A 19,291-nucleotide genomic window follows, 5' to 3' on the forward strand; every position below is an offset into this window, starting at 1 on the left:
CATCCTCACTTGAGTCTGATTGGCTCAAGTTGTTTCAGTCCCGCATTGTTCCCGAAGTTGCGCCTGTTCGCTGTAAGCGATCTCAGCCCCGGGCGGATACCCCCTACAGCCATCCCACCCCCGCCCCTATTCCGGCGGTCCCGTCACCCTTTCGGGTGACCCGCCGGGATCACCCTCAGGGGGCACGCGCACCCCGGCATGTCCGGCATATGCTGCTGCGGTGTTTGGCGTGCCCGAGTTCGCGGTACGGCTGGCGCGCCCGTTCGCGGAGGCCCTGGCGACGGGAGAGGCGGATCCCGCGCCGTCCCCGTCCGGCTGGGGGTCCGTCCAGGTGCCGCGGTCGCCCCGGCTGCTGGGGCGCCGCCTCGACGTCCTGACGGCGTTCGAGGCCGTGGTCGCCTGCCTGGTCTTCCTGGTCACCTTCAACAGCCTGGCGGCCACGCAGAACGGCCTGACGCCTTACTGGGAGCGGACAGGGATCGGGCCGCCGTGGAGCGATCTCACCTTCGCGCTCGTGGCGCTGGCCGGATCGGCCCCGCTGGTGTTGCGCCGCCGGTGGCCGCTCGGAGCCTGGCGGGTGGCCCTCGCCGGGATCGCGATGTCCGGGTGGGTGAACAAGTCCCTCTTCCAGATGTACGACGTTCTCGTCATCGGCGTCTACCTGCTGTGCCTGTACACCCTCGCCGCCCGCTGCCAGCGGCGGATCACCGTCGCCGCCTGGTCCGCCTCGGTGATCGGCACCTTCGTGATTCACCCGATCTCGCTGCCGATCGCGGTGCTCGTGCTCACCCCGATCGCCCTGCTCGGCTACAACGTGCGCGTACGGCGTTCCGCCCAGGTGCGGCTGGCCGAGCAGCGGCGGGCCACGGAGGAGGCGCGGGCGGCGGGAGCCGTACTGGAGGAGCGGGCCAGGATCGCGCGGGAGCTGCACGACGTGGTCGCGCACCACATGTCGGTGATCGCGATTCAGGCGGAGGCGACGCCGCTGAGCGCCCGGGACGACCCGGAGAAGCTGAAGGCGGGGCTGGCGGAGATCCGGACGATGTCGCTGGAGGCGCTGACCGAGATGCGGCGGGTGCTCGGGGTGCTGCGTGACGGCGACGGGACGGGCGACACGGCTCCGCAGCCGGGGCTGGACAGGATCGCGGAGCTCGTGGAGACGGCGCGGGGCGCGGGGCTCGACGTGACCGCGCGCGTCTCGGGGCCGGAGCGTGAGGTGCCGCCCGGGGTGGGGCTGTCGGCCTACCGGATCGTGCAGGAGTCGCTGAGCAACGCCATGCGGCACGCTCCCGGCTCCCGGGTGCTGGTGCACGTGCTGCACGGGCGCGGGCACCTGCGGCTGCGCGTGGAGAACGGACCGCCTGCGGCCGAACCCGCCCCGCCCGCGCCGGGGACCGGGCACGGGCTGGTCGGGATGCGGGAGCGGGCCGCGATGCTGGGCGGGAGCGTGACCGCCGGGCCCCGCGCGGACGGCGGGTTCGTCGTCACCGCTACGCTCCCCCTCCAGGAGGGCGAATGACGATCCGGGTGCTGATCGCGGACGACCAGGGCATGGTGCGGACGGGGTTCCGCGTGTTCCTGGGCACGCAGCCGGACATCGAGGTCGTGGGCGAGGCGGCCAACGGCGAGGAGGCCGTGCGGGCGGTCGCCGAGCTGACTCCCGACGTGGTGCTCATGGACGTGCGGATGCCGGTCATGGACGGCCTGGCGGCCACCCGCGCCATCCTCGGCCCACGCGAAAGCGAGGGCACAGCCGAGGGCGCAGCCGGGGGCACAGCCGGGGGCGGGGACGCGGGCGGGAGCGGGGACGCGGGCCGGAACGGCGGCGGCCCGGTCCGGGTGCTGATCCTGACCACCTTCGACCTGGACGACTACGTGTACGAGGCGCTGCGGGCGGGGGCGAGCGGGTTCCTGCTCAAGGACGCGTCCGCGCAGCAGCTCGCCGAGGCCGTGCGCGTGGTCGCCGCCGGGGACGCGCTGATCGCGCCCTCGGTGACGCGGCGGCTGATCGCGGAGTTCTCCCGCCTCGGAGCCCGGCGCGCCCCGGCGCGGCAGCGGCCGGCGGCGCTGACCGAGCGCGAGAGCGAGGTGCTGGGGCTGGTCGCGCAGGGCCTGTCCAACCAGGAGATCGCGGCCGAGCTGGTCGTCTCGGACCAGACCGTCAAGACCCACGTCGCGCGCGTCCTGGCCAAGCTGGGCCTGCGCGACCGCGCCCAGGCGATCGTCTACGCCTACGAGACCGGCCTCGTCAGGCCCGGGGAGTAGCCGCGGGTCTCACCCGCGTCACCCGCGCGGGTGACGCGGGGATTGCGCCCTCGCGGGGGACGCGGGCGAGGCCCCCCGATTCCTAGCTTTTCCGTCGTGACCAGCCATGACAGGAAGAGCCCGGCCCGTCCCCGGTTCCTCGCCGGCGCCCTGATCGCGCTGCCCGTCCTGGCGGCGGTCGCGCCCCCCGCACCGGATCCCGGCGACGCCGTACGGCGGGAACGCCGGGTCGAGGTGGTCGGGGACGCCGCCACCGCCGACCGGGTCGTGGTGGTCGTGCCCGGCTCGGACATGACCACGCGCACCTTCGACCGCCAGCTCCGCGACGCCCGCGCGCTGTACGGCGAGGCCCTGCGGCAGGACCCGTCCGCGCGGCTCGCGGTGGTCGCCTGGCTCGGCTACACCACGCCCCGCGCCAAGAGCGCCGAGATCCTGACGGACGCGATGGCGGCGCCGGGCGCGGACGCGCTGCGGCGCTACGTGCGGGGCTTCGCGTCCTCCTCGCGGGCCCGGATCGGGCTGCTGTGCCACAGTTACGGCTCGGTGGTCTGCGCGAAGGGCCTGCGCGGCCTGCCGGTGACCGACGTGGCGTTCTTCGGCAGCCCCGGCACCGGCGTGGACACCGCCGCGGACCTGGGCACCACGGCGCGCGTGTGGGCGGGCCGGGGGACCTCGGACTGGATCCGCCTCGTGCCGAACGTCCGGCTGGGCGGGGTCGGGTTCGGCGCCGACCCGACCTCGCGGGAGTACGGCGCGGGGGTCTTCGACGCCGGCGACGCCGGGCACAGCGGCTACTTCGCCCCGGGCTCCCCCGCCCTCGCCAGCCTCGCCCGGATCGCGCTGGGCCGTACCCCGGAGGCGGCCCGATGACCGGGCCCCGGCCCGCTGCCCCCTCCCGGAGCGGCGGCGGGGCGCGGCGGGGCGTGCGCGAGGTCCTCGGCGGGATCGCGGAGGCGACGCCGGCGGGGCGGGACCGGGGCGTGGACGCGCTGCGGGCGGCGGCGATCCTGGGCGTCGTCCTCGGGCACTGGCTGGTCAGCGCGTTCCGGCCCGCCGCCGGAGGCGGCCACCTGACGGACAGTCCCCTGGCCCACATGCCGGAGCTGTCGCCCGTGTCGTGGGCGCTGCAGACGCTGGCCGTGTTCTTCTTCGTCGGCGGATACGTCGCGACCCGCGGGGTCCGCGGGGTCCGCGCGGCCGTGCCGTACCGCGACTGGGTGGCGGCGCGATGGTCGCGGCTGACGCGGCCGGTCGTGCCGCTGCTGGCGGCGTGGGGGGCGCTGCTGGCGGCGATGGCGTACGCCGGGGTCCCGGCCACGACCATGCGCGCGATGGCGATGACGGGGCTGGGGCCGCTGTGGTTCGTCGCGGTGTACGTCCTGGTCACGGTGTGCACGCCGATGCTCATCCGGGCGCCGCGCGGGGTGGTCGCCGCCTCGATGGCCGGCGTCGTGCTCGTGTCGGACGTCGCGCGGTTCGGGGCCGGCGGGCCCGCCTGGGCCGGGGCGGTGAACGTGGTCGCCGGGTGGCTGGTGCCGTACGCCCTGGGGAGCGACCTGGCGCGCGGCGGGCTGGGCGGGCGGCGGGCGGCGTGGGGGCTGTTCCTCGGCGGGGCGGCCGTCACGGGCGCGCTGATCACGTGGTTCGGCTATCCGGCGAGCATGGTGGGCGTGACGGGGGCGCGGGTGTCGAACCTGGATCCGCCGTCGCTGGCCGCCGTCGCCTTCGGGTCCGCCCAGGCCGGGCTGGCGCTGCTGCTCCGGGAGCCGCTGGCCCGGCTCATGCGGCGGCCCCGCCTGTGGGGCGCCGTGGCGCTGGCGAACCTCGCGGCGATGCCGGTGTTCCTGTGGCACCAGTCCGTGCTGGTCCTGGCCGTGCTGGTGACGCTCCCCGGCGCCCCGCTGCCGGGCCTGCACGCCGCGCCCGACTCGCCCGACTGGATCGCCGCGCGGCTGGCGCTGCTGCCGGTGTTCGCGCTCGGGCTGGCCGCGGTCGCGGCGGTCTCGCTGCGGCGCACGGCCCGGCCGTTCCTATGACGACGTTTATATGACGACGTGTCGTCACCATCTTGCGAGGCCCTCCAGGTTTTGCGACACTGTGTCGTGAAACGCGCGGCGAGGCGGGAGGAGTCGATCGTGGGCGAGGGTCCGTTCTCGGAGGTGCTCAAGGAGTCCACGTGGCCCAGCCACGAGGAGGCCGCCGACGGGCGCTACATCACCTGGCTGCTCGGCGGGCGGCTGAGCCGCGACGGCTACGCCGAGATGCTCGCGCAGCACTACTTCGCCTACGCGGCCCTGGAGACGGCGGCGCGCGACCTGGCCGGCCACCCGGTGGCCGGCGCGTTCGTGATCCCCGAGATCTACCGGGTGCCCGCGCTGGAGCGCGACCTGGAGTTCCTGTACGGCGCGGCGTGGCGCGACCGGATCTCCCCCTCCAAGCCCACGCGGACCTACGTCGCCCGCATCGAGCAGGTGGCCGAGTGGCCCGGCGGCTACGTCGCGCACCACTACACCCGCTACCTGGGCGACATGGCCGGCGGCCAGGTCATCCGCCGCCGCATGCGCGAGACGTACGGCCTGGAGCGGCGCGGGCTGGAGTCCTACGTGTTCGACGACGTGCCGAGCCTGCCGGCGTTCCGCAAGGACTACCGGGCCCGGCTCGACGCGCTGCCGTTCGACGAGGCCGAGCGGCGGCGGGTGATCCGCGAGACGCGGCTGGCGTACCAGCTCAACATCGAGATCATGGACGAGCTGGCGCGGGTCACGCGGGAGCACCTCGTCGCCTGACCCGTCCCGCTGTGCGACGATGAGTGCATGCCAAGGATCTCGGCGGCCACGATCAGCGAGCACCGCGCCCAGACGGAGGAGCGCATCCTCGCGGCCGTCTCGCGCCTGGCCAGGGAGCGGGGCATCGACGAGATCTCGATGACCGAGGTGGCGGCGGCGGCGGGCATCACCCGCACGGTCCTGTACAACTACTTCCCCGACAAGGCCGCGCTGCTGCTGGCGTTCACCGAGCGGGTGACGTCCTACTTCATCCAGCGCTACGAGGCCGAGCTGCCCACCGACGCCACGGCGGCCGTGCGGCTGAGCGCCTTCGTGCACCTCCAGCTCGAAGGGCTGATGGCCCACCCCCACCCGGCCGCCGCCGAGCTGGGCGCCACCCTCGGCCCGGACGCCTACCAGGCGCTCGCCGACCACGTCGCCCCGATGCAGCGGGTGCTGTGCGACATCGTGCAGGCCGGGATGGACTCCGGCGAGTTCGACGAGACCGACGCGGAGGGCGCGTCGCGGCTGATCCTGGCGGCCATCGGGGCCCAGCGGGTGCCCCTGCTGCGCGGGCAGACCACGCTGGACGAGGCGTGGGCCGCGGTGGCCCGCTTCACCCTGCGCGCCCTGGGCGTGGACCGCGCCGCCGTCGCCGAACTGGTCGCCCCGCCCCGGTCCTGAGCCGCCGCGCGGCCCTCCCCTTCCTTCCGGCGGTCGCCCCGTGGCCGCGCCGGTCCCGCCCCGCGTGAGCCGTACGGCACGGCGGGGGGCGGACGGCGGAAAAGGCGGCCCGGAAAAAGGGGTACGGCCCCGGCGGCGGAGTGCCGGGGCCGTACGGACGCGGCGGACGTCAGCCCATGTGGGGGTAGGCGTGGTCGGTCGGCGGGACGAAGGTCTCCTTGATCGTGCGGGCGTTGACCCAGCGGATCAGGTTGAACACCGAGCCGGCCTTGTCGTTGGTGCCGGAGGCGCGGGCGCCGCCGAAGGGCTGCTGGCCGACGACCGCGCCGGTGGGCTTGTCGTTGACGTAGAAGTTGCCCGCCGAGAAGCGCAGGGCCTCCGAGGCCGCCGCGATCGCGTGCCGGTCGCGGGCGATGATCGAGCCGGTCAGGGCGTACGGCGCGATGTCGGCCGCCTGGGCCAGCACCCGGTCGTAGTCGGAGTCGTCGAAGACGTGCACCGCCAGGATCGGGCCGAAGTACTCGGTGGTGAAGACCTGGTCGGCGGCGTCGCGGCACTCCAGGATCGTCGGCTGGACGAAGTACCCGGTGGAGTCGTCGCAGGTGCCGCCCGTGAGCACGTCGATCGAGGCGGTGGCGTGCGCCCGCTCCAGCGCGGCCTTGTGCTTGGCGAACGCGCGCCCGTCGATGACCGCGCCCATGAACGTGGACAGGTCCGCCGCCACGTCGCCCACCGTCAGCGACTCGGTGACCGCGACGAACTCGTCCCGCATGCGCGACCACACCGAGCGGGGCACGTAGGCGCGGGAGGCCGCCGAGCACTTCTGGCCCTGGTACTCGAACGCGCCCCGGACCAGCGCGGTCCGCAGCACGTCGGGGTCGGCCGACGGGTGGGCGATCACGAAGTCCTTGCCGCCGGTCTCGCCGACGAGCCGGGGGTAGGACCGGTAGCCGGAGATGTTCGCGCCGACCGCGCCCCACAGGTGCTGGAACGTCGCGGTCGAGCCGGTGAAGTGGATCCCGGCCAGCTCCGGGTGCGTGAGCGCGACCTCGGAGATCGCCTGCCCGTCGCCGGTGACCATGTTGATCACACCCGGGGGCAGGCCCGCCTCCTCCAGCAGCCGCATCGTGAAGTGCGCGGCGAACTGCTGGGTCGGCGACGGCTTCCACACCACGACGTTGCCCATCAGCGCCGCCGAGGCCGGGAGGTTGGCCGCGATCGCCGTGAAGTTGAACGGCGTGATCGCCAGCACGAAGCCCTCAAGGGGGCGGTACTCCATCCGGTTCCACACGCCGGGCGAGGAGATCGGCTGCTCGGTCATGAGCTGCCGCGCGTACGCCACGTTGAACCGCAGGAAGTCGATCAGCTCGCAGGCGGCGTCGATCTCGGCCTGCTGCACCGACTTCGACTGGCCCAGGATGGTCGCGCCGTTGAGCGTCTGCCGCCACGGCCCGGCCAGCAGCTCGGCCGCCTTCAGGAAGACCGCCGCGCGCTCGTCGAACGACAGCGACCGCCACGCCGGGGCCGCCGCGAGCGCCGCGTCGATCGCGCCCTTCACGTCGGCCGCCGTGGCGTTCGCCGTACGGCCGAGCACGTGCGCGTGGTTGTGCGGCTGCACCACGTCGATGAGGTCGCCGCCGCCCATCCTCTGCTCTCCGCCCACGGTCATCGTGAGCTCCAGCTCGGAGGCCGTCAGCCGCTTGATGGCCGCCTCCAGGGAGGCGCGCTCGGCGCTGCCGGGGGCGTAGCCGAGGACCGGCTCGTTGGCGGGGACGGGAACGTTCGTCACAGCGTCCAAGGGGACCGCCTTTCTGAAGGTGTACGGATGATCGGGGTGCCGCGGGCCGGATCGGGGCCGCGGCGTGAGGGGAAGGCGGGCCGGCCCCTCCCCCGCGCCGGTCAGGTGATCCCCGCCCACGCCGTTGGAGGCGGAAATCACCTGACCGGCGCGGGAAGGGGCCCGCTCCGCCGGTCGTCGCGAGGTGGCCGCGCGAGACCCGCGCGCGAGGTCAGCCGCGCGAGACCAGGGCGCGGAGGAAGAAGCCCACGTTGGCGGGGCGCTCGGCGAGGCGGCGCATGAAGTAGCCGTACCAGTCGTCGCCGTACGGGACGTAGACCCGCATGCCGAAGCCCTCCCTGGCCAGGTCGCGCTGCTCGTCGGCGCGGATGCCGTACAGCATCTGGTACTCCCAGGAGTCCCGGGAGCGGCCGGCGTCGCGCGCGAGGAGCCCGGCGATCGCGATCAGGCGGCCGTCGTGGGAGCCGATCATGGGGTAGCCCGCGCCGTCCATGAGGATGCGCAGGCAGCGGACGTACGCGGCGTCCACCTCGCGCTTGTCCTGGTACGCCACCGAGGCCGGCTCGGCGTACGCGCCCTTGACCAGGCGGACGCGGGATCCGGCGTGGGACAGGTCGCGGCAGTCGGACTCGCTGCGGAACAGGTACGACTGGATGGCCACGCCCGTGTCGGGGAAGTCCTCCCGCAGCGCGTGGAGGATCTCCAGCGTGGAGTCCACGGTGGTGTGGTCCTCCATGTCGAGCGTGACCGTGGTGCCGGCCTCCTTGGCCGCCACGCAGATCTCGCGGGCGTGCTCCAGCGCGATCTTGTCGCCGTCCGCGCCGAGCGCCTGCCCGACCGCCGACAGCTTCACCGAGACCTCGGCGCGGGTGCCCAGGCCGAGGCCGGCCAGGTCGCGCAGCAGCTCGCCGTACGCGCGGGCGGTCGCGGCGGCGGCCTCGGCGTCGCGGGTCTCCTCGCCGAGGTGGTCGAGGGTGACGTCCAGCCCGCTCTCCGCGAGCCGCTTGGTGGCGGCGATCGCGTCGGCGCGGGAGTCCCCCGCCACGAAGCGGTCCACGACCGAGCGCGTGACGGGGACCCCGGAGACGAGGCGTCGTACGCGCGGGCTCCGGGACGCTGCGAGTAGTACCGATCCAAGCATGACTCAACACTAAATACCCAGGTCAGCGCGATATATGGACATCCGCCACTTCTTGCGTCCCAAGCATTCAGACATCTGTATGACAATGATCGGGTGATGCAGGAGACGGTGGACGAGGCGGCCCGGGTCACCGGCGCGCCCGCGACGCTGGAGGACCGCGCCTTCAACCTGCTGGCGTCCAGCGCGCAGGACCGCGAGATCGACTCCGTGCGCCAGGAGTCCATCCTCCGCCGGCGCGCGTCTCCCGAGGTCAGGGCCTACTTCGAGGGGTTCGGCATCGGCACGGCCGAGCACCCGGTCCGCGTGCCGCCCAACCCCGGGCTGTCGGTCCTGGGCCGCCTGTGCGTGCCGGTACGGCGGGCCGGCGTGACGTACGGCTACCTGTGGCTCCTCGACGACGCCGGGGAGATCGACGAGAACCGGCTGCTGCCGCTGCGCCCGGCGATCGACCGCGTGGCGCTCCTGCTCGCCCAGGAGGCCCGCGCCCGCCAGGACCGGGGCCGCCGCCTGCGCGACCTCATCTCGCCCTCCCCCGACGTGCGCGAGGCGGCCGAGGACCTGGTCCCCGCCGGGGCGGAGGTCACGCTGATCGCGGTGACCCCCGCCGCCACCCCGATCTGGACCCCGCCGCACGGCGTGATCGCCGACACCTCCGAGACCCCGTACGCCGTCCTGGCCCCCTCGCCCCAGGCCGGGCGCGTCGCCCGGGAGCTGCTGGAGGCGTACGGCGTGCGCGACCGCGCCGCGTCGCCGCCGGGCCGGGCGCTGGCGGGCATCGGCTCCGCCGCCCACCGCGAGGACGCGTGGCGGAGCTGGCGGCATGCCGTGCTCTCCCTCCGCGTGGCCACGGCCGTGCCCGGCATGGGCCCGGTCGCGAGCTGGCCGGACCTCGGCGTCTACCGTCCCCTGTCCCGCCTCTCCCGCTCGGAGCTGCGCGACCTGGCCGCCGACCCCCCGGCGTACCTCCTGCTGGCCGAGGGCGACCGCGACCTCATCCGCACGGTGGAGACCTACCTCGACAAGGCCGGCCACGCCCAGGAGACCGCCACCGCCCTCAACATCCACCGCCAGACCCTCTACTACCGCCTCTCCAAGGCCGCCCGCGTCACCGGCCTCAACCTCGCCAACGGCGAAGACCGCCTCCTCCTCCACCTCTCCCTCAAAGCCCGCCACCTCCTCACGGACTGACCCCACGGGAATCCGCCGCGATCGCGCTCAAGATCACCGCGGGGATTCTCCGCCCCCGGGCGCGGGGCGGGCCCTCACAGGGGCGCGGCGAGGACGCGGCGGAGGTCCCTGACCTGAGGCAGGGACCGGCGCCCCGGAGGCACGGCGTGCAGGACCACGCGGGCGCTTTCGAGGATGTGGTGGCTGCGGTAGGCCGGGGCGAGGGAGGCGACCAGCTCGGTGGCCTGCCGTACGCCTTCGGAGACGCCTCCGGCGGCGACGGCGCACCACGCGGCGTGGAGCGTGACGTTGGCGCGGTACTGGTAGTCGCGGGCCAGCGAGAGCACCCTGTCCCGCGCGGCCCCGGCGGCGTCCTCGTCCCCGCGCGCGGCGTGGACCCAGCTCTCGGCGAAGTGGACCTGGTCCGGTTTCCAGAAGCCGACCGGGTCCCCGTCAGCCCCCCGGTCCGCCGCGTCATGCAGCGCGGCGAGCCCCGCCCGCGCCTCGTCGTGCCTGCCCAGCATCGCCAGTGCCTTCAACCGCGTCGTCACCAGCCCCACCGAGGGGCGGCCCGCGATCCGCCCGGCGTCCTCGACCAGCCGCAGGACCGTCGCGGGCTCCCGCTGGCCGTACAGCCCGTGCCCGGCCTCCTCGTCGCGGACGAGCAGCCGGATCCCCGGCTCCCCGCAGGCGTCGGCGGCCCTCCGCGCGGTCCGCCACCACCGGATCGCCGCCCCGTGGTCACCCAGCCTGGTCAGGGCGTTCGCGTGGACGGCGGACAGCATGGCGGCCACCCGCCACAACTCCCCCACCTCACCCGAGCGGGCCGTGTCCAACTGCCCGCGCAGCACCCGCAGATCGGCGAGCAGGTCGGCCGCCACCCCCGCCGGCGCCCGGGTGCGCAACCCATGAAGATGGTCCGCGCACGTCAGCTCCCACTCCTCGACGCTCGGCCCCTCCGCCCCGAAGGACAGCTCGAGCAAACGCCGCGCCTGCTCCGCCGGCACCCCGAGCGCCCCCGCCCCGGCACCCGCGGCGAGCCCCAGCAACCGTCGCCGTTCCGTGGCCTCCTCCTCTCCCGGAGAGCCTTCCCTCGCCAGCGTACGAAAGCGCTCCAGCTCGACGACAGTGGCGTACAGCGCCGAAAGCTGTCCGCCCGCGCCGAGTGCCGCGTCCATGTCCGCGACCGCCTTCGCCGACGGCCGGGCGAGCCCCCTCTCCCACTTGGATAAATCCCCGGAGTCCACATATGCGGCCTTCGCGAGTCCCGGCTGCGAGAGGCCCCGGACCTCATCGCGCCAGTGCCGAATGGCGGCTCCGAGCAGGTGCCAGGGAGACAGCGCCGGATTGACCGGTGTGAGCGGGCGCGGCATGTGCGGCTCCGAGTATCTGGTGATGGCTGGAGGCCGAGGCTCCAGCATCGGGCTCTTGGTCTGATCCCCCACCCCCGGCCACCATGAGACCACAGGTCTCACACTCCGTGAGGAGTCCTGAACCCAACGCAGCGAATTCACCGCCGCGACGAGATTCCCGACCAGGAAGGTGGCAGAGCCGTGTCCGAATCCACGTCCTTCCCCGGCCCCCGAGCCGGTGTCCCGGTCATCGCGCAATCCCCCGAAATCACCATCGCCTCCCTGGCGGAGGAGTTTCCGGGGTGGGTGGTGTGGCGGAGTGACGCGGGGAGGGTCTGGGCCACCTCGCGGCGGGGGTTGAGCGGGGAGGAGATGGCGGAGGGGTGCGCGCGGGTGGTGGACGGGGACGATCCGGGCGGGCTGGCGGCCGTGCTGCGGGAGCAGGAGGTGCGGCGGGCCAGGGCGGCGCGGGTCCGGGCGGACCGGGAGCGGGCGGCGCTCGGGCTGGGGTGGGTGGCGCCGTGAGCCGGTGGTGGAACGACCCGGGGGCGGGGCTGGGGCCCGGGGACCGGGTGCGGCTGGACGCGCTGGCGGCGCTCTACCCGGTTTGGGAGCTGAGCCGGGAGAACGGCGGCGGCTGGAGCGCGGTGCGGCGCGGCGTCCTCGGTCCCCGGGAGGCCGCCGCCGGGCTCGTGGGCGCTCTCTCCGCCGCGAGCCTGGCCGAACTCGGCGCGAAGCTCGCGGCCCAGGACCGGCTGGCCGCCGCCTGGAGTCTCCTGGCCGTCTGCGATCCGCAGGACCCCGCCGAGCGCCCCGCCGGGCCGTACGGCGGGAGCGGGGGGCTGCTCGGGCCGGGGGCGCTGCCGTACGGCGTGGCGGAGGGGGTGCCCGTGGCGCGGACGGTGGAGAAGGCGCGGCGGATCCTGCGGGGGATGACGGAACGCGCCCGGCGGGAGGGGGGATAGGCGGCGCGGGCATGGGAAAGCCGCCGGGGCCTCATGCCCCGGCGGCTTCCCTGGAAGACCTCGTCCTCAGGTGCGGGCCGCGTGGTGCCAGGTCAGGACCCGGCGTTCCACGCGAAGGAGGATGAAGTTGAGAAGGAGGCCCAGGATGCCCAGCAGGACGATGCTGGACCACAGGCCGCCCATGTCCATGCTGCCCTGGGCGAGCATGGCCAGGTAGCCGATGCCGTCGGTGGAGCCCACCAGCTCAGAGATGATCATGAGGATGAGCGCGGTGGACATGCTCAGGCGCAGGCCCGCGAAGATCTTCGGCAGCGCGGCCGGGATGATCACGCGGAACAGCCGGACGCTCCGCGAGAAGCGGAAGACGTCGCAGGTCTCGAAGTACAGCCGCTCGATGTAGCGGGCGCCGTCGATCGAGTTGAGCAGGACCGGCCACACCACGCCGAACACGATCGTGGCGAGCTGCATCTCGGCCCCGATGGTGAAGATCGCGATGAAGACGGGCACCAGCACCGGCGGCGGGATCGCCCGCAGGAAGTTGATCAGCGGGTCCACGTAGTCGCCGAGCCGGCGCGACCGGCCGATGGCCACGCCCAGCAGGACGCCGAGCACGCACGCGATGAGCCAGCCGAGCAGGAGCCGCTGCAGGCTCGGCAGGATGTTGCCGATCGCCTCGTCGGTGAGGAAGAGGCGCTGCGGCGGGCCCGAGAACCACACCTCGTGCATGTGAGCGACGATCTTCGTCGGCGGCAGGAAGAACGGGTCCTCCTTGAGCCGCGTGATCACCTCCCACAGGACCAGCACCGCCGGGACGATCCAGAGGTGGAGAAGACGCCTCACGCCCGGCCCCCCTTCGCCTTGGCGATGTGCCAGCGGAACATCCGGCGCTCGGTGAGGGCCAGCGCGGCGTTGGTCACCACGCCCAGGAGCCCGGCCCAGAGCGCGGCGGCGACCAGGGTGTCCAGGCTGTCCAGCCCGGACTGGGCCTGGATCAGGAAGCCGCCGATGCCGGAGCCCGGCCCGAGGAGCTGCGCGCTGATCGCCGCGATGAGGGCGATGGCGGCGCTGAGCCGTACGCCCGTCGCGATGAACGGCGCGGCGCTGGGCAGCGACACCCGCCACACGACGGCGGCGGGGCTGAAGCCGAAGCTGCGCAGCGTCTCCTTGGCCACCTTGTCCACGTCGTGCATGCCGTAAATCGTGTTGATCAGCATCGGCCAGGTCGCGGCGTAGACCACGATGGTGATCTGCATCCGCTGCACGTCGCTGATGAGCAGCATCGCGAGCGGGATGATCGACACCGCGGGGATCGGCCGGAGGAACTCCACCAGCGGCCGCAGCGCCTTCTCGACCGGCCGCAGCGATCCCATGAGCGCGCCCAGGGGGATCGCCACGACCGCGGCGACGAGCAGGCCGATGGCCCAGGTGACCAGGGTCTCGCCGACGTAGCCGAGGAACTCGGCGTCCACGGCGAGCTCGGCCGCCCGGGCCAGGGTGACGGAGGCCGGCGGCAGCAGGTCGGGGTCGATGACCCCGATGCGGCAGCAGGCCTCCCAGAGGGCGAAGAAGACGACGAAGCCGATGGCCCCGCGTGCCGTCTTGCCGTTGAGCAGAGTGTTCATTACTTCGGCTGAGGGGCCATCATCTGCTGGACGTCGAGCTTGTTCTTGAGGTAGCCGAACTGGTCGAGCATGTCGGCGACCCGCTGGAGGCGCGCGGGCTCAAGAGTGGTCGGGTAGGTGCCCAGGGCGATGATCGAGACGGTGTCGGCCTTGATCGTGGTGTACGACGGGATGACCTTGACGACCTCCTGGCGGTCCTGCGCGACCTTGAGCGCCTTGGCCAGGGCGCGCTGGAAGGCGGCCACGGTCTTGGGGTTCTTGTCCACGAAGGAGGCCAGGCCGCCCCAGCCGGCGACGGGGAAGTCGGCCGTCGGGCCGCTCACCAGGTCGGCGACGATGCGGGCGCCGATCTTCTTCTGGGCCTCGGTGATGAAGGGCTCGACCGCCGCGATCGCGTCCACGGTGCCCTTGTCGAGCTGGCCGATCATCTCGGGCAGGCCGACCTTGACCGCCTCGAAGTCGTCCTTGCCGATGCCGTCGGCCTGGGCCGCCGACTGGGCGAGCAGGTGGGTGATGGACTGCGGCGCCGGGACGGCGACCTTCTTGCCCTTGAGGTCCTTCGCCGTCTGGATCTTGGAGTCCTTCTTGGCGAGGAGGGCGAAGCCCTTGGGGACGCCCTGGTAGGCGTCGGAGACGAACTTGAACTTGACCGCGCCCTGGCCCTGCGTCATGAACGTGGAGACGTAGTTGAGCAGGGCGAAGTCCATCGAGCCGTTCTGCATCAGCGGGGTGGCCGCGCCCGAGACCGGGATGGGGGTGAACTTGACCGTCAGCCCCTCTTCCTTGAAGAAGCCCTTCTGATCGGCGATCACCGCGGCGGCGGAGTCGGGGACCGGGACGAGCCCGATGTTGAGGTTGGTCTTCTCGAGTCCCTTGGGGTTGTCCCCGCTCTTGGCGGAATCGGAGCCGCCGCCGCACGCGGTCGCGGTCAGGGACAGAGCGAGGGTGAGCGCTACGAGACCGGCGCGGCCGAGCCTCATCGTGGACCTCCTAGTCACAGCACGCCCCAGGTCAGGGGGTCTGTGGTTGTATGTACCCGCATGATCGATAGCGGTGGATCAGGCTAGTGCACCCGGCGGACGGTGCGCCAATAACAATAAGGAAACCTCTCTTACCGAACCTTCTTCGCCTCTCCGGCAAACCTCCTGCGACCTGGGCTTTCTCCTGGGTACGCATAAACCAAGGGGTAACCGCGGCTTCCGCTCCCCCTTCCCGAGAGTTGATCGGATCGTCACACTTGGGAGGTGGTGTGGAACCGGCGCTTTGACCGGAAGAGGGCGGCATGGTTCCTGGGCGGCACAGGCTCGGCCTGATCACCGGGGCGGTGCTCATCGGACTCGCGATCACCGGGGGCACTCTCTCGCCACCGGCGTTCGATCCCCCGCCGTTGCGGGCGGAGCCCCGGTACTCCTCCCTGCCCCCGATCCCGCCCGCCGAGCAGGTCCGCCCCGCGCCCCTGGCCCCCGTGCGCCAGATCGACCTGCGGATCCCGGTCAAGGGCACCGTCCTGGAATCGACGATCTACTACCCCGCCTCGCCCGGGCGGCACCCGGCCATGGTGTTCGTGCACGGGTCGGGCAGCGCCAAACGGTCGGAGTTCGTCGGGCAGGCGCGGCGGCTGGCGGCGGCCGGGATCGTGACCATGTCGTTCGACAAGCGCGGGGTCGGCTACTCCTTCCGCCACCGCGACTTCCGGCTGCTCGCCGACGACGCGCTCGCCGCCCTGCGGGTGCTGCGGGCGCGGCCCGACGTGGACCCCTCGCGCGTCGGCCTGTGGGGCGTGAGCGAGGGGAGCTGGGTCGCGCCCATCGCGGCGGCGCAGAGCACCGAGGTCGCCTTCCTCATCCTGGTGTCCGCGCCCAACGTGTCGCCGCTGCGCCAGGTCGCCTGGGCGATGAACGAGCAGCTCCGCAGGCTGCACGCCCCCGACGGCGCCCGCCAGATGCTCGGGCGGGCGATGGGCCTGGCCGAGTTCGACTTCCTGCGGTACGACCCGATCCCGGTGCTGGAGCGGATCCGGCAGCCGGTCCTGGCGATCTACGGCACGGCGGACCCGGCGATCCCCTTCATCGAGAGCGCCCGCGCCCTGTCGGACGCCCTCGACCGGGCCGGGAACACCTCCTACTCCATCCGGTTCATCCCGAACGCCAACCACGGCATGCGCATCCCGGGATCCGGCTTCGTCCCCGGCTACCTGGAGAGCATGGCCAACTGGATGCGCGGCCTGCCGGCCACCGCCGCCCCCGAGCCCCGCGTCGCCGGCGGCACCCCGGTCCAGCGGTACGCCGCGATCGACGTGCCCCAGACCCCCTGGTACGGCGGCAGCTCGATGGCCTTCGCCGCCGTGATCCTGGCCTGCGCCGGCTACCTCGCCTGGCCCACGGCCGCCCTGGTCTCCCGCCTGCGCACCCGCGACGGCCGGGGCCGCTCCGGCGACGGCGGTCTCCCCTGGGCGACCCTCAACCGCCGCCTGCTCCGCCTGGCCCTGAGCGGCGTCGCGTTCATCGTCGCCTTCCTCGGCTTCATCGCCACGGTGGTGCTCTTCTCGATCCATCAGGCGGGGTCCTTCGTCGGCCTCCACCTGGGCTGGATCACCCTGCGCGGCACCACCCTGCTCATGCTCGTCCTGCAGGTCACGACCGTCGCCGCCGTGATCGAGGGGCTGCGCGAGGGGTGGCGTCTCAGCCGCCGCCAGTACCTCGCCGTCCTCGGCCCCGTCGGCGGCACCGGCCTCCTGATGCTCGCCGCCAGCTACTACGGCCTCTACGCCTACCCCTGGTGACCCACCGCCCCTGGTGACCCGATCCCCCCTGATGACCCGCCGCCCCTGATGACCCGCCCGTACGGCCCCGCTCCTCCGGCCGTACGGCACCGCCGGCCCCCGCCTCGCGGTACAGCGCCGGGCCTCCGCCGTACGGCGGGAGCGTCCAGGGCGATTCGCCGTACGGCGGGGACGCGGGTCAGCCCTGGGGGACCGGCTCGGACTCCTGCGGGGACGCGGGTGACGGGGCGGGGTCGCGCCGGGTGAGGGTCAGGGCGGCCAGGGCGCCGAGGGCGCACAGGACGGCGGTGATCAGGAAGATCTCGCGGTACTCGGTGTGGAGGGCCGTCTTCACCGCGAGCTGGTACTCCGCCAGCCTGCGGGCGTAGTCGGCGGGGTCCACGCCGAACGGGAGCGGGGTGTCCAGGTGGCCGGTCAGGGCCTGGAACCGGTGGAAGCCCCAGGCGGACAGGGCCGCCACGCCGAGGAGCATGCCCATCATGCGGGCGACGACGATCGCGGCGGAGGCGACGCCGTGCCGGGCGGGCGGCACGGCGCGCAGGATCGCCGACGAGACCGGCGCGATCACCAGGCCCAGGCCCAGGCCGCAGATCACCAGGTCCAGGGTCAGCCGCCAGCCGGGCACCGCCAGCGGCCACGACGACACCAGCAGGTATCCGGCGGCGGCCATCGCGAACCCGCAGCACGCGGTCGGCCGGTCGCCGATCCGCCGGGCCAGCGCCCCGCCGAGCACCGCCGCCACCGTCAGCGCGACCAGGAACCTGGCCAGCACCACGGCCCCGCCCACGGCGTCCTCGCCGAGCATCGTCTGCGCGACGAGCTGCACGTCCACCAGCGTGACCATCAGGGCCGCCCCGGCCAGGAAGCTCACGCCGAGCGCGCCGAACACCGGCGCGCGGCGCACCCCGGTCAGGTCCAGCAGCCGCACCCGCGACCGCGTCTCCCACACCGCGAAGGCCGCGAGCGCCGCGGCCCCGGCCGCCAGCACCGGCAGCCCCCAGGAGGGCAGCACCGCGTGCTGCGGCTCGGGGTTGTAGACGGCCACGACCAGCAGCCCCAGCGCGAGCGCCAGCAGCGCCCCGCCCACGACGTCCACGCGCCCGCGCCCGCCGTACGGCGACTCCGCCCCCGGCCGTGACCCGGGCGGGGACTCGGGCGGGGACCCGGCCGGGGACGGGGGCCGGGACCCGGCCGGGGACGGGGGCCGGGACCCGGCCGGGGACGCGGGCCGGGACTCGGCCGGGGACGCGGGCGGGGGCTGGGTCAGGGACGGGGCGGCGGGCCTGCCGGGCGGGACGGCGCGGTGCACGGCGACGGCGGCGACCACCGCGAGCGGCAGGTTGACCCAGAAGACGCCGCGCCAGCCGACGAGGGCGGCCAGGCCCGCGCCGTACAGCGGGCCGAGGACGGCGCCGAGCTCCTGCGCCGCGCCGACCGCGCCGAGGATGACGGGACGGCGGCGCTCGTCGAACATGTCGCCGACCAGCGCCATCGTGATCGGGAGCAGCGCGCCGCCCGCGACGCCCTGGAGCGCGCGCCCGGCGACGAGCGCGGGCATCGCCGTGGCCAGGGCGGTCACCGCCGACCCCGCGGCGAACCCGGCGAGGCACGCGTGGATCAGCGGGCGCCGGCCGTACCGGTCGGAGAGCTGCCCGAGCAGCGGCATCGCGGCGACGTACCCGAGCAGGAAGCCGGTCACGACCGGAGTGGCGCGCTCCAGGTGGTTCACCGGCACGCCGACGTCGCGCACGATGTCGATCAGCAGGGTCACCACGACGTACGCGTCGAGCGCGGCCAGCAGCACCGCCACCCCGCCGACCGTGATCGCGACCCCGGGCCGCCCGCCCCTCACCCCGCCGGCGCCCCTCACCCGGCCGGCGCCTTGATGTCCACGGGCGCGTCGAAGTCGCTGAAGTGCACGACCACCGCGCCCGGCGCGACCGGCAGCTTCGCCTTGAGCAGGCGGTTGTCGGCGCTGTCGATCCACATGTCGCCGGTGATCGGCGCGGTGATCCCGGGCACGAGCGCGCCCAGCGTCTGCTGCGCCAGGGTCCCGTTCACGCGGTACGCCGGCCGCCCGTTGACGTCCTCCCTGGCGGCGGTCTTGGCGTTCGTGGCGGTGGCGAGCAGCTTGGGCACGCCCCGCTCGGCGTCGAGGATCGCCGCCGGGTCGTAGATCGCGGTCGTGAGCTGCCGGGGCTGCTTCTGGTAGCCGCCGGTCGGCCCCTTGAAGTACACGTCGTCCCCGACGACCACGAACTCCATCTCCATCCGCTGCCCGAGCTGGTCCATCTGCAGCGACCCCTGGGCGTCGCCGGAGGCGGCGAGCCTGCCCTCGGCCCGCTTGAGCGGGACCGGCGCCTCCCCCTCGGTCTCGATCCGGAACCCGACCGACTTGAGCCCGCTCATGGCCGTCGCCGACTTCTTCAGCAGATCCCCCGCCGGCGGCAGCGTCTCCCCGGGGCGTTCGCCCCCGCCCGGGGAACACCCGGCGATCGCGGTCACGGCGAGGACAAGCCCCAATAAGCGAACCCTGATACCCGACATGCTCGGCATGCTAACGACCCGCTCCGATCCCCCGCCGCATCCCACCCGTATCGATTTGACGAATTAACCGGCCGCTCCGCCCGGCCGCCGGAACCGGGGACGACTGCGGACGACCATGTTTAGAAGCCGCGAATCCCGGAAAAACCCCACTTACCCCAAATGTTGGGACAGGATGGACAATCCCACTAGGAGGCCCCATGCCA

At 73.7% G+C, this 19,291-nt stretch carries 18 protein-coding genes; 10 read left to right on the forward strand and 8 right to left on the reverse strand.

Features of this window, described 5'->3' with window-relative positions; all coding sequences use genetic code 11:
- Nucleotides 1-220: 220 nt before the first annotated feature.
- The 6 genes from D5H75_RS18390 (at nt 221) to D5H75_RS18415 (ending at nt 5,714) form a co-directional block, all read left to right on the forward strand.
- Complete coding sequence (locus D5H75_RS18390; protein ID WP_147425204.1) at nt 221-1,519, forward strand: sensor histidine kinase; 1,299 nt, start codon at nt 221-223, stop codon at nt 1,517-1,519.
- Nucleotides 1,516-2,265: a response regulator gene (locus tag D5H75_RS18395; RefSeq protein WP_119927703.1), complete on the forward strand. Its 750-nt coding sequence runs from the start codon at nt 1,516-1,518 to the stop codon at nt 2,263-2,265. The genes D5H75_RS18390 and D5H75_RS18395 overlap by 4 nt, the downstream gene beginning before the upstream one ends.
- A 96-nt stretch (nt 2,266-2,361) precedes the next feature.
- Nucleotides 2,362-3,135 (forward strand): alpha/beta hydrolase, encoded by a 774-nt coding sequence (locus D5H75_RS18400; protein WP_202638279.1) that lies wholly within the window; start codon nt 2,362-2,364, stop codon nt 3,133-3,135.
- Complete coding sequence (locus D5H75_RS18405; RefSeq protein ID WP_119927705.1) at nt 3,132-4,301, forward strand: acyltransferase family protein; 1,170 nt, start codon at nt 3,132-3,134, stop codon at nt 4,299-4,301. Before D5H75_RS18400 ends, D5H75_RS18405 begins: the two co-directional genes overlap by 4 nt.
- Before the next feature lie 99 nt (nt 4,302-4,400).
- Nucleotides 4,401-5,051: a biliverdin-producing heme oxygenase gene (locus D5H75_RS18410; RefSeq protein WP_119927866.1), complete on the forward strand. Its 651-nt coding sequence runs from the start codon at nt 4,401-4,403 to the stop codon at nt 5,049-5,051.
- Between the two features lie 27 nt (nt 5,052-5,078).
- A complete protein-coding gene (locus D5H75_RS18415; RefSeq protein WP_119927706.1) occupies nt 5,079-5,714 on the forward strand; it encodes a TetR/AcrR family transcriptional regulator in 636 nt (211 codons plus the stop codon).
- 169 nt (nt 5,715-5,883) lie between these two features.
- On the opposite strand, the gene pruA is transcribed toward D5H75_RS18415, so the two are convergent.
- Together pruA and D5H75_RS18425 are read right to left on the reverse strand one after the other, a co-directional pair.
- On the reverse strand, nt 5,884-7,512 hold the full coding sequence (gene pruA, locus D5H75_RS18420) for an L-glutamate gamma-semialdehyde dehydrogenase (RefSeq protein WP_119927867.1): 1,629 nt from the start codon (nt 7,510-7,512) through the stop codon (nt 5,884-5,886).
- A gap of 211 nt (nt 7,513-7,723) precedes the next feature.
- Nucleotides 7,724-8,653, reverse strand: coding sequence for a proline dehydrogenase family protein (locus D5H75_RS18425; protein ID WP_119927707.1), 930 nt, complete (start codon nt 8,651-8,653; stop codon nt 7,724-7,726).
- A gap of 96 nt (nt 8,654-8,749) precedes the next feature.
- Here D5H75_RS18425 and D5H75_RS18430 point away from each other — a divergent pair, with 96 nt between their 5' ends.
- Complete coding sequence (locus tag D5H75_RS18430) at nt 8,750-9,841, forward strand: PucR family transcriptional regulator (protein ID WP_242454361.1); 1,092 nt, start codon at nt 8,750-8,752, stop codon at nt 9,839-9,841.
- Nucleotides 9,842-9,915: 74 nt separating this feature from the next.
- On the opposite strand, the gene D5H75_RS18435 is transcribed toward D5H75_RS18430, so the two are convergent.
- Nucleotides 9,916-10,998, reverse strand: coding sequence for a hypothetical protein (locus D5H75_RS18435; protein ID WP_147425205.1), 1,083 nt, complete (start codon nt 10,996-10,998; stop codon nt 9,916-9,918).
- Between the two features lie 375 nt (nt 10,999-11,373).
- Here D5H75_RS18435 and D5H75_RS41695 point away from each other — a divergent pair, with 375 nt between their 5' ends.
- Both D5H75_RS41695 and D5H75_RS18445 read left to right on the forward strand, forming a co-directional pair.
- Nucleotides 11,374-11,697, forward strand: a complete 324-nt coding sequence (locus D5H75_RS41695) for a hypothetical protein (protein ID WP_202638280.1) — start codon at nt 11,374-11,376, stop codon at nt 11,695-11,697.
- Nucleotides 11,694-12,137: a hypothetical protein gene (locus D5H75_RS18445; protein WP_147425206.1), complete on the forward strand. Its 444-nt coding sequence runs from the start codon at nt 11,694-11,696 to the stop codon at nt 12,135-12,137. Before D5H75_RS41695 ends, D5H75_RS18445 begins: the two co-directional genes overlap by 4 nt.
- A 66-nt stretch (nt 12,138-12,203) precedes the next feature.
- Here the strand turns inward: D5H75_RS18445 and D5H75_RS18450 are convergent, their stop codons facing one another.
- From D5H75_RS18450 to D5H75_RS18460, 3 genes are read right to left on the reverse strand one after another with little or no spacing between them, the layout of a single operon-like run.
- Nucleotides 12,204-12,977 (reverse strand): ABC transporter permease, encoded by a 774-nt coding sequence (locus D5H75_RS18450; RefSeq protein WP_119927711.1) that lies wholly within the window; start codon nt 12,975-12,977, stop codon nt 12,204-12,206.
- Nucleotides 12,974-13,759: an ABC transporter permease gene (locus tag D5H75_RS18455; protein ID WP_119927712.1), complete on the reverse strand. Its 786-nt coding sequence runs from the start codon at nt 13,757-13,759 to the stop codon at nt 12,974-12,976. Before D5H75_RS18455 ends, D5H75_RS18450 begins: the two co-directional genes overlap by 4 nt.
- Nucleotides 13,759-14,739: an ABC transporter substrate-binding protein gene (locus D5H75_RS18460; RefSeq protein ID WP_119927713.1), complete on the reverse strand. Its 981-nt coding sequence runs from the start codon at nt 14,737-14,739 to the stop codon at nt 13,759-13,761. The genes D5H75_RS18455 and D5H75_RS18460 overlap by 1 nt, the downstream gene beginning before the upstream one ends.
- A gap of 302 nt (nt 14,740-15,041) precedes the next feature.
- On the opposite strand from D5H75_RS18460, the gene D5H75_RS18465 reads away from it, so the two are divergent.
- Entirely contained in the window at nt 15,042-16,541 is a 1,500-nt protein-coding gene (locus D5H75_RS18465) for an alpha/beta hydrolase family protein (protein WP_119927714.1), read from the forward strand.
- Between the two features lie 178 nt (nt 16,542-16,719).
- Here the strand turns inward: D5H75_RS18465 and D5H75_RS43185 are convergent, their stop codons facing one another.
- Nucleotides 16,720-18,411, reverse strand: a complete 1,692-nt coding sequence (locus D5H75_RS43185) for an MFS transporter (protein WP_242454343.1) — start codon at nt 18,409-18,411, stop codon at nt 16,720-16,722.
- Complete coding sequence (locus D5H75_RS18475; protein ID WP_202638281.1) at nt 18,408-19,064, reverse strand: LppX_LprAFG lipoprotein; 657 nt, start codon at nt 19,062-19,064, stop codon at nt 18,408-18,410. Before D5H75_RS18475 ends, D5H75_RS43185 begins: the two co-directional genes overlap by 4 nt.
- Nucleotides 19,065-19,291 lie beyond the last annotated feature (227 nt).

The organism is Bailinhaonella thermotolerans, from assembly GCF_003594875.1.
Taxonomy (GTDB): domain Bacteria; phylum Actinomycetota; class Actinomycetes; order Streptosporangiales; family Streptosporangiaceae; genus Bailinhaonella; species Bailinhaonella thermotolerans.

Excerpts from the sequence above, each read along its gene's own strand:
- D5H75_RS18405 (WP_119927705.1), top strand. The coding sequence starts at position 3,132 with ATGACCGGGCCCCGGCCCGCTGCCCCCTCCCGGAGCGGCGGCGGGGCG.
- D5H75_RS18465 (WP_119927714.1), top strand. The coding sequence starts at position 15,042 with ATGGTTCCTGGGCGGCACAGGCTCGGCCTGATCACCGGGGCGGTGCTC.
- D5H75_RS18430 (WP_242454361.1), top strand. The coding sequence starts at position 8,750 with ATGCAGGAGACGGTGGACGAGGCGGCCCGGGTCACCGGCGCGCCCGCG.
- D5H75_RS18425 (WP_119927707.1), bottom strand. The coding sequence starts at position 8,653 with ATGCTTGGATCGGTACTACTCGCAGCGTCCCGGAGCCCGCGCGTACGA.
- D5H75_RS18455 (WP_119927712.1), bottom strand. The coding sequence starts at position 13,759 with ATGAACACTCTGCTCAACGGCAAGACGGCACGCGGGGCCATCGGCTTC.
- D5H75_RS18460 (WP_119927713.1), bottom strand. The coding sequence starts at position 14,739 with ATGAGGCTCGGCCGCGCCGGTCTCGTAGCGCTCACCCTCGCTCTGTCC.
- D5H75_RS18435 (WP_147425205.1), bottom strand. The coding sequence starts at position 10,998 with ATGGACGCGGCACTCGGCGCGGGCGGACAGCTTTCGGCGCTGTACGCC.
- D5H75_RS18415 (WP_119927706.1), top strand. The coding sequence starts at position 5,079 with ATGCCAAGGATCTCGGCGGCCACGATCAGCGAGCACCGCGCCCAGACG.
- D5H75_RS18395 (WP_119927703.1), top strand. The coding sequence starts at position 1,516 with ATGACGATCCGGGTGCTGATCGCGGACGACCAGGGCATGGTGCGGACG.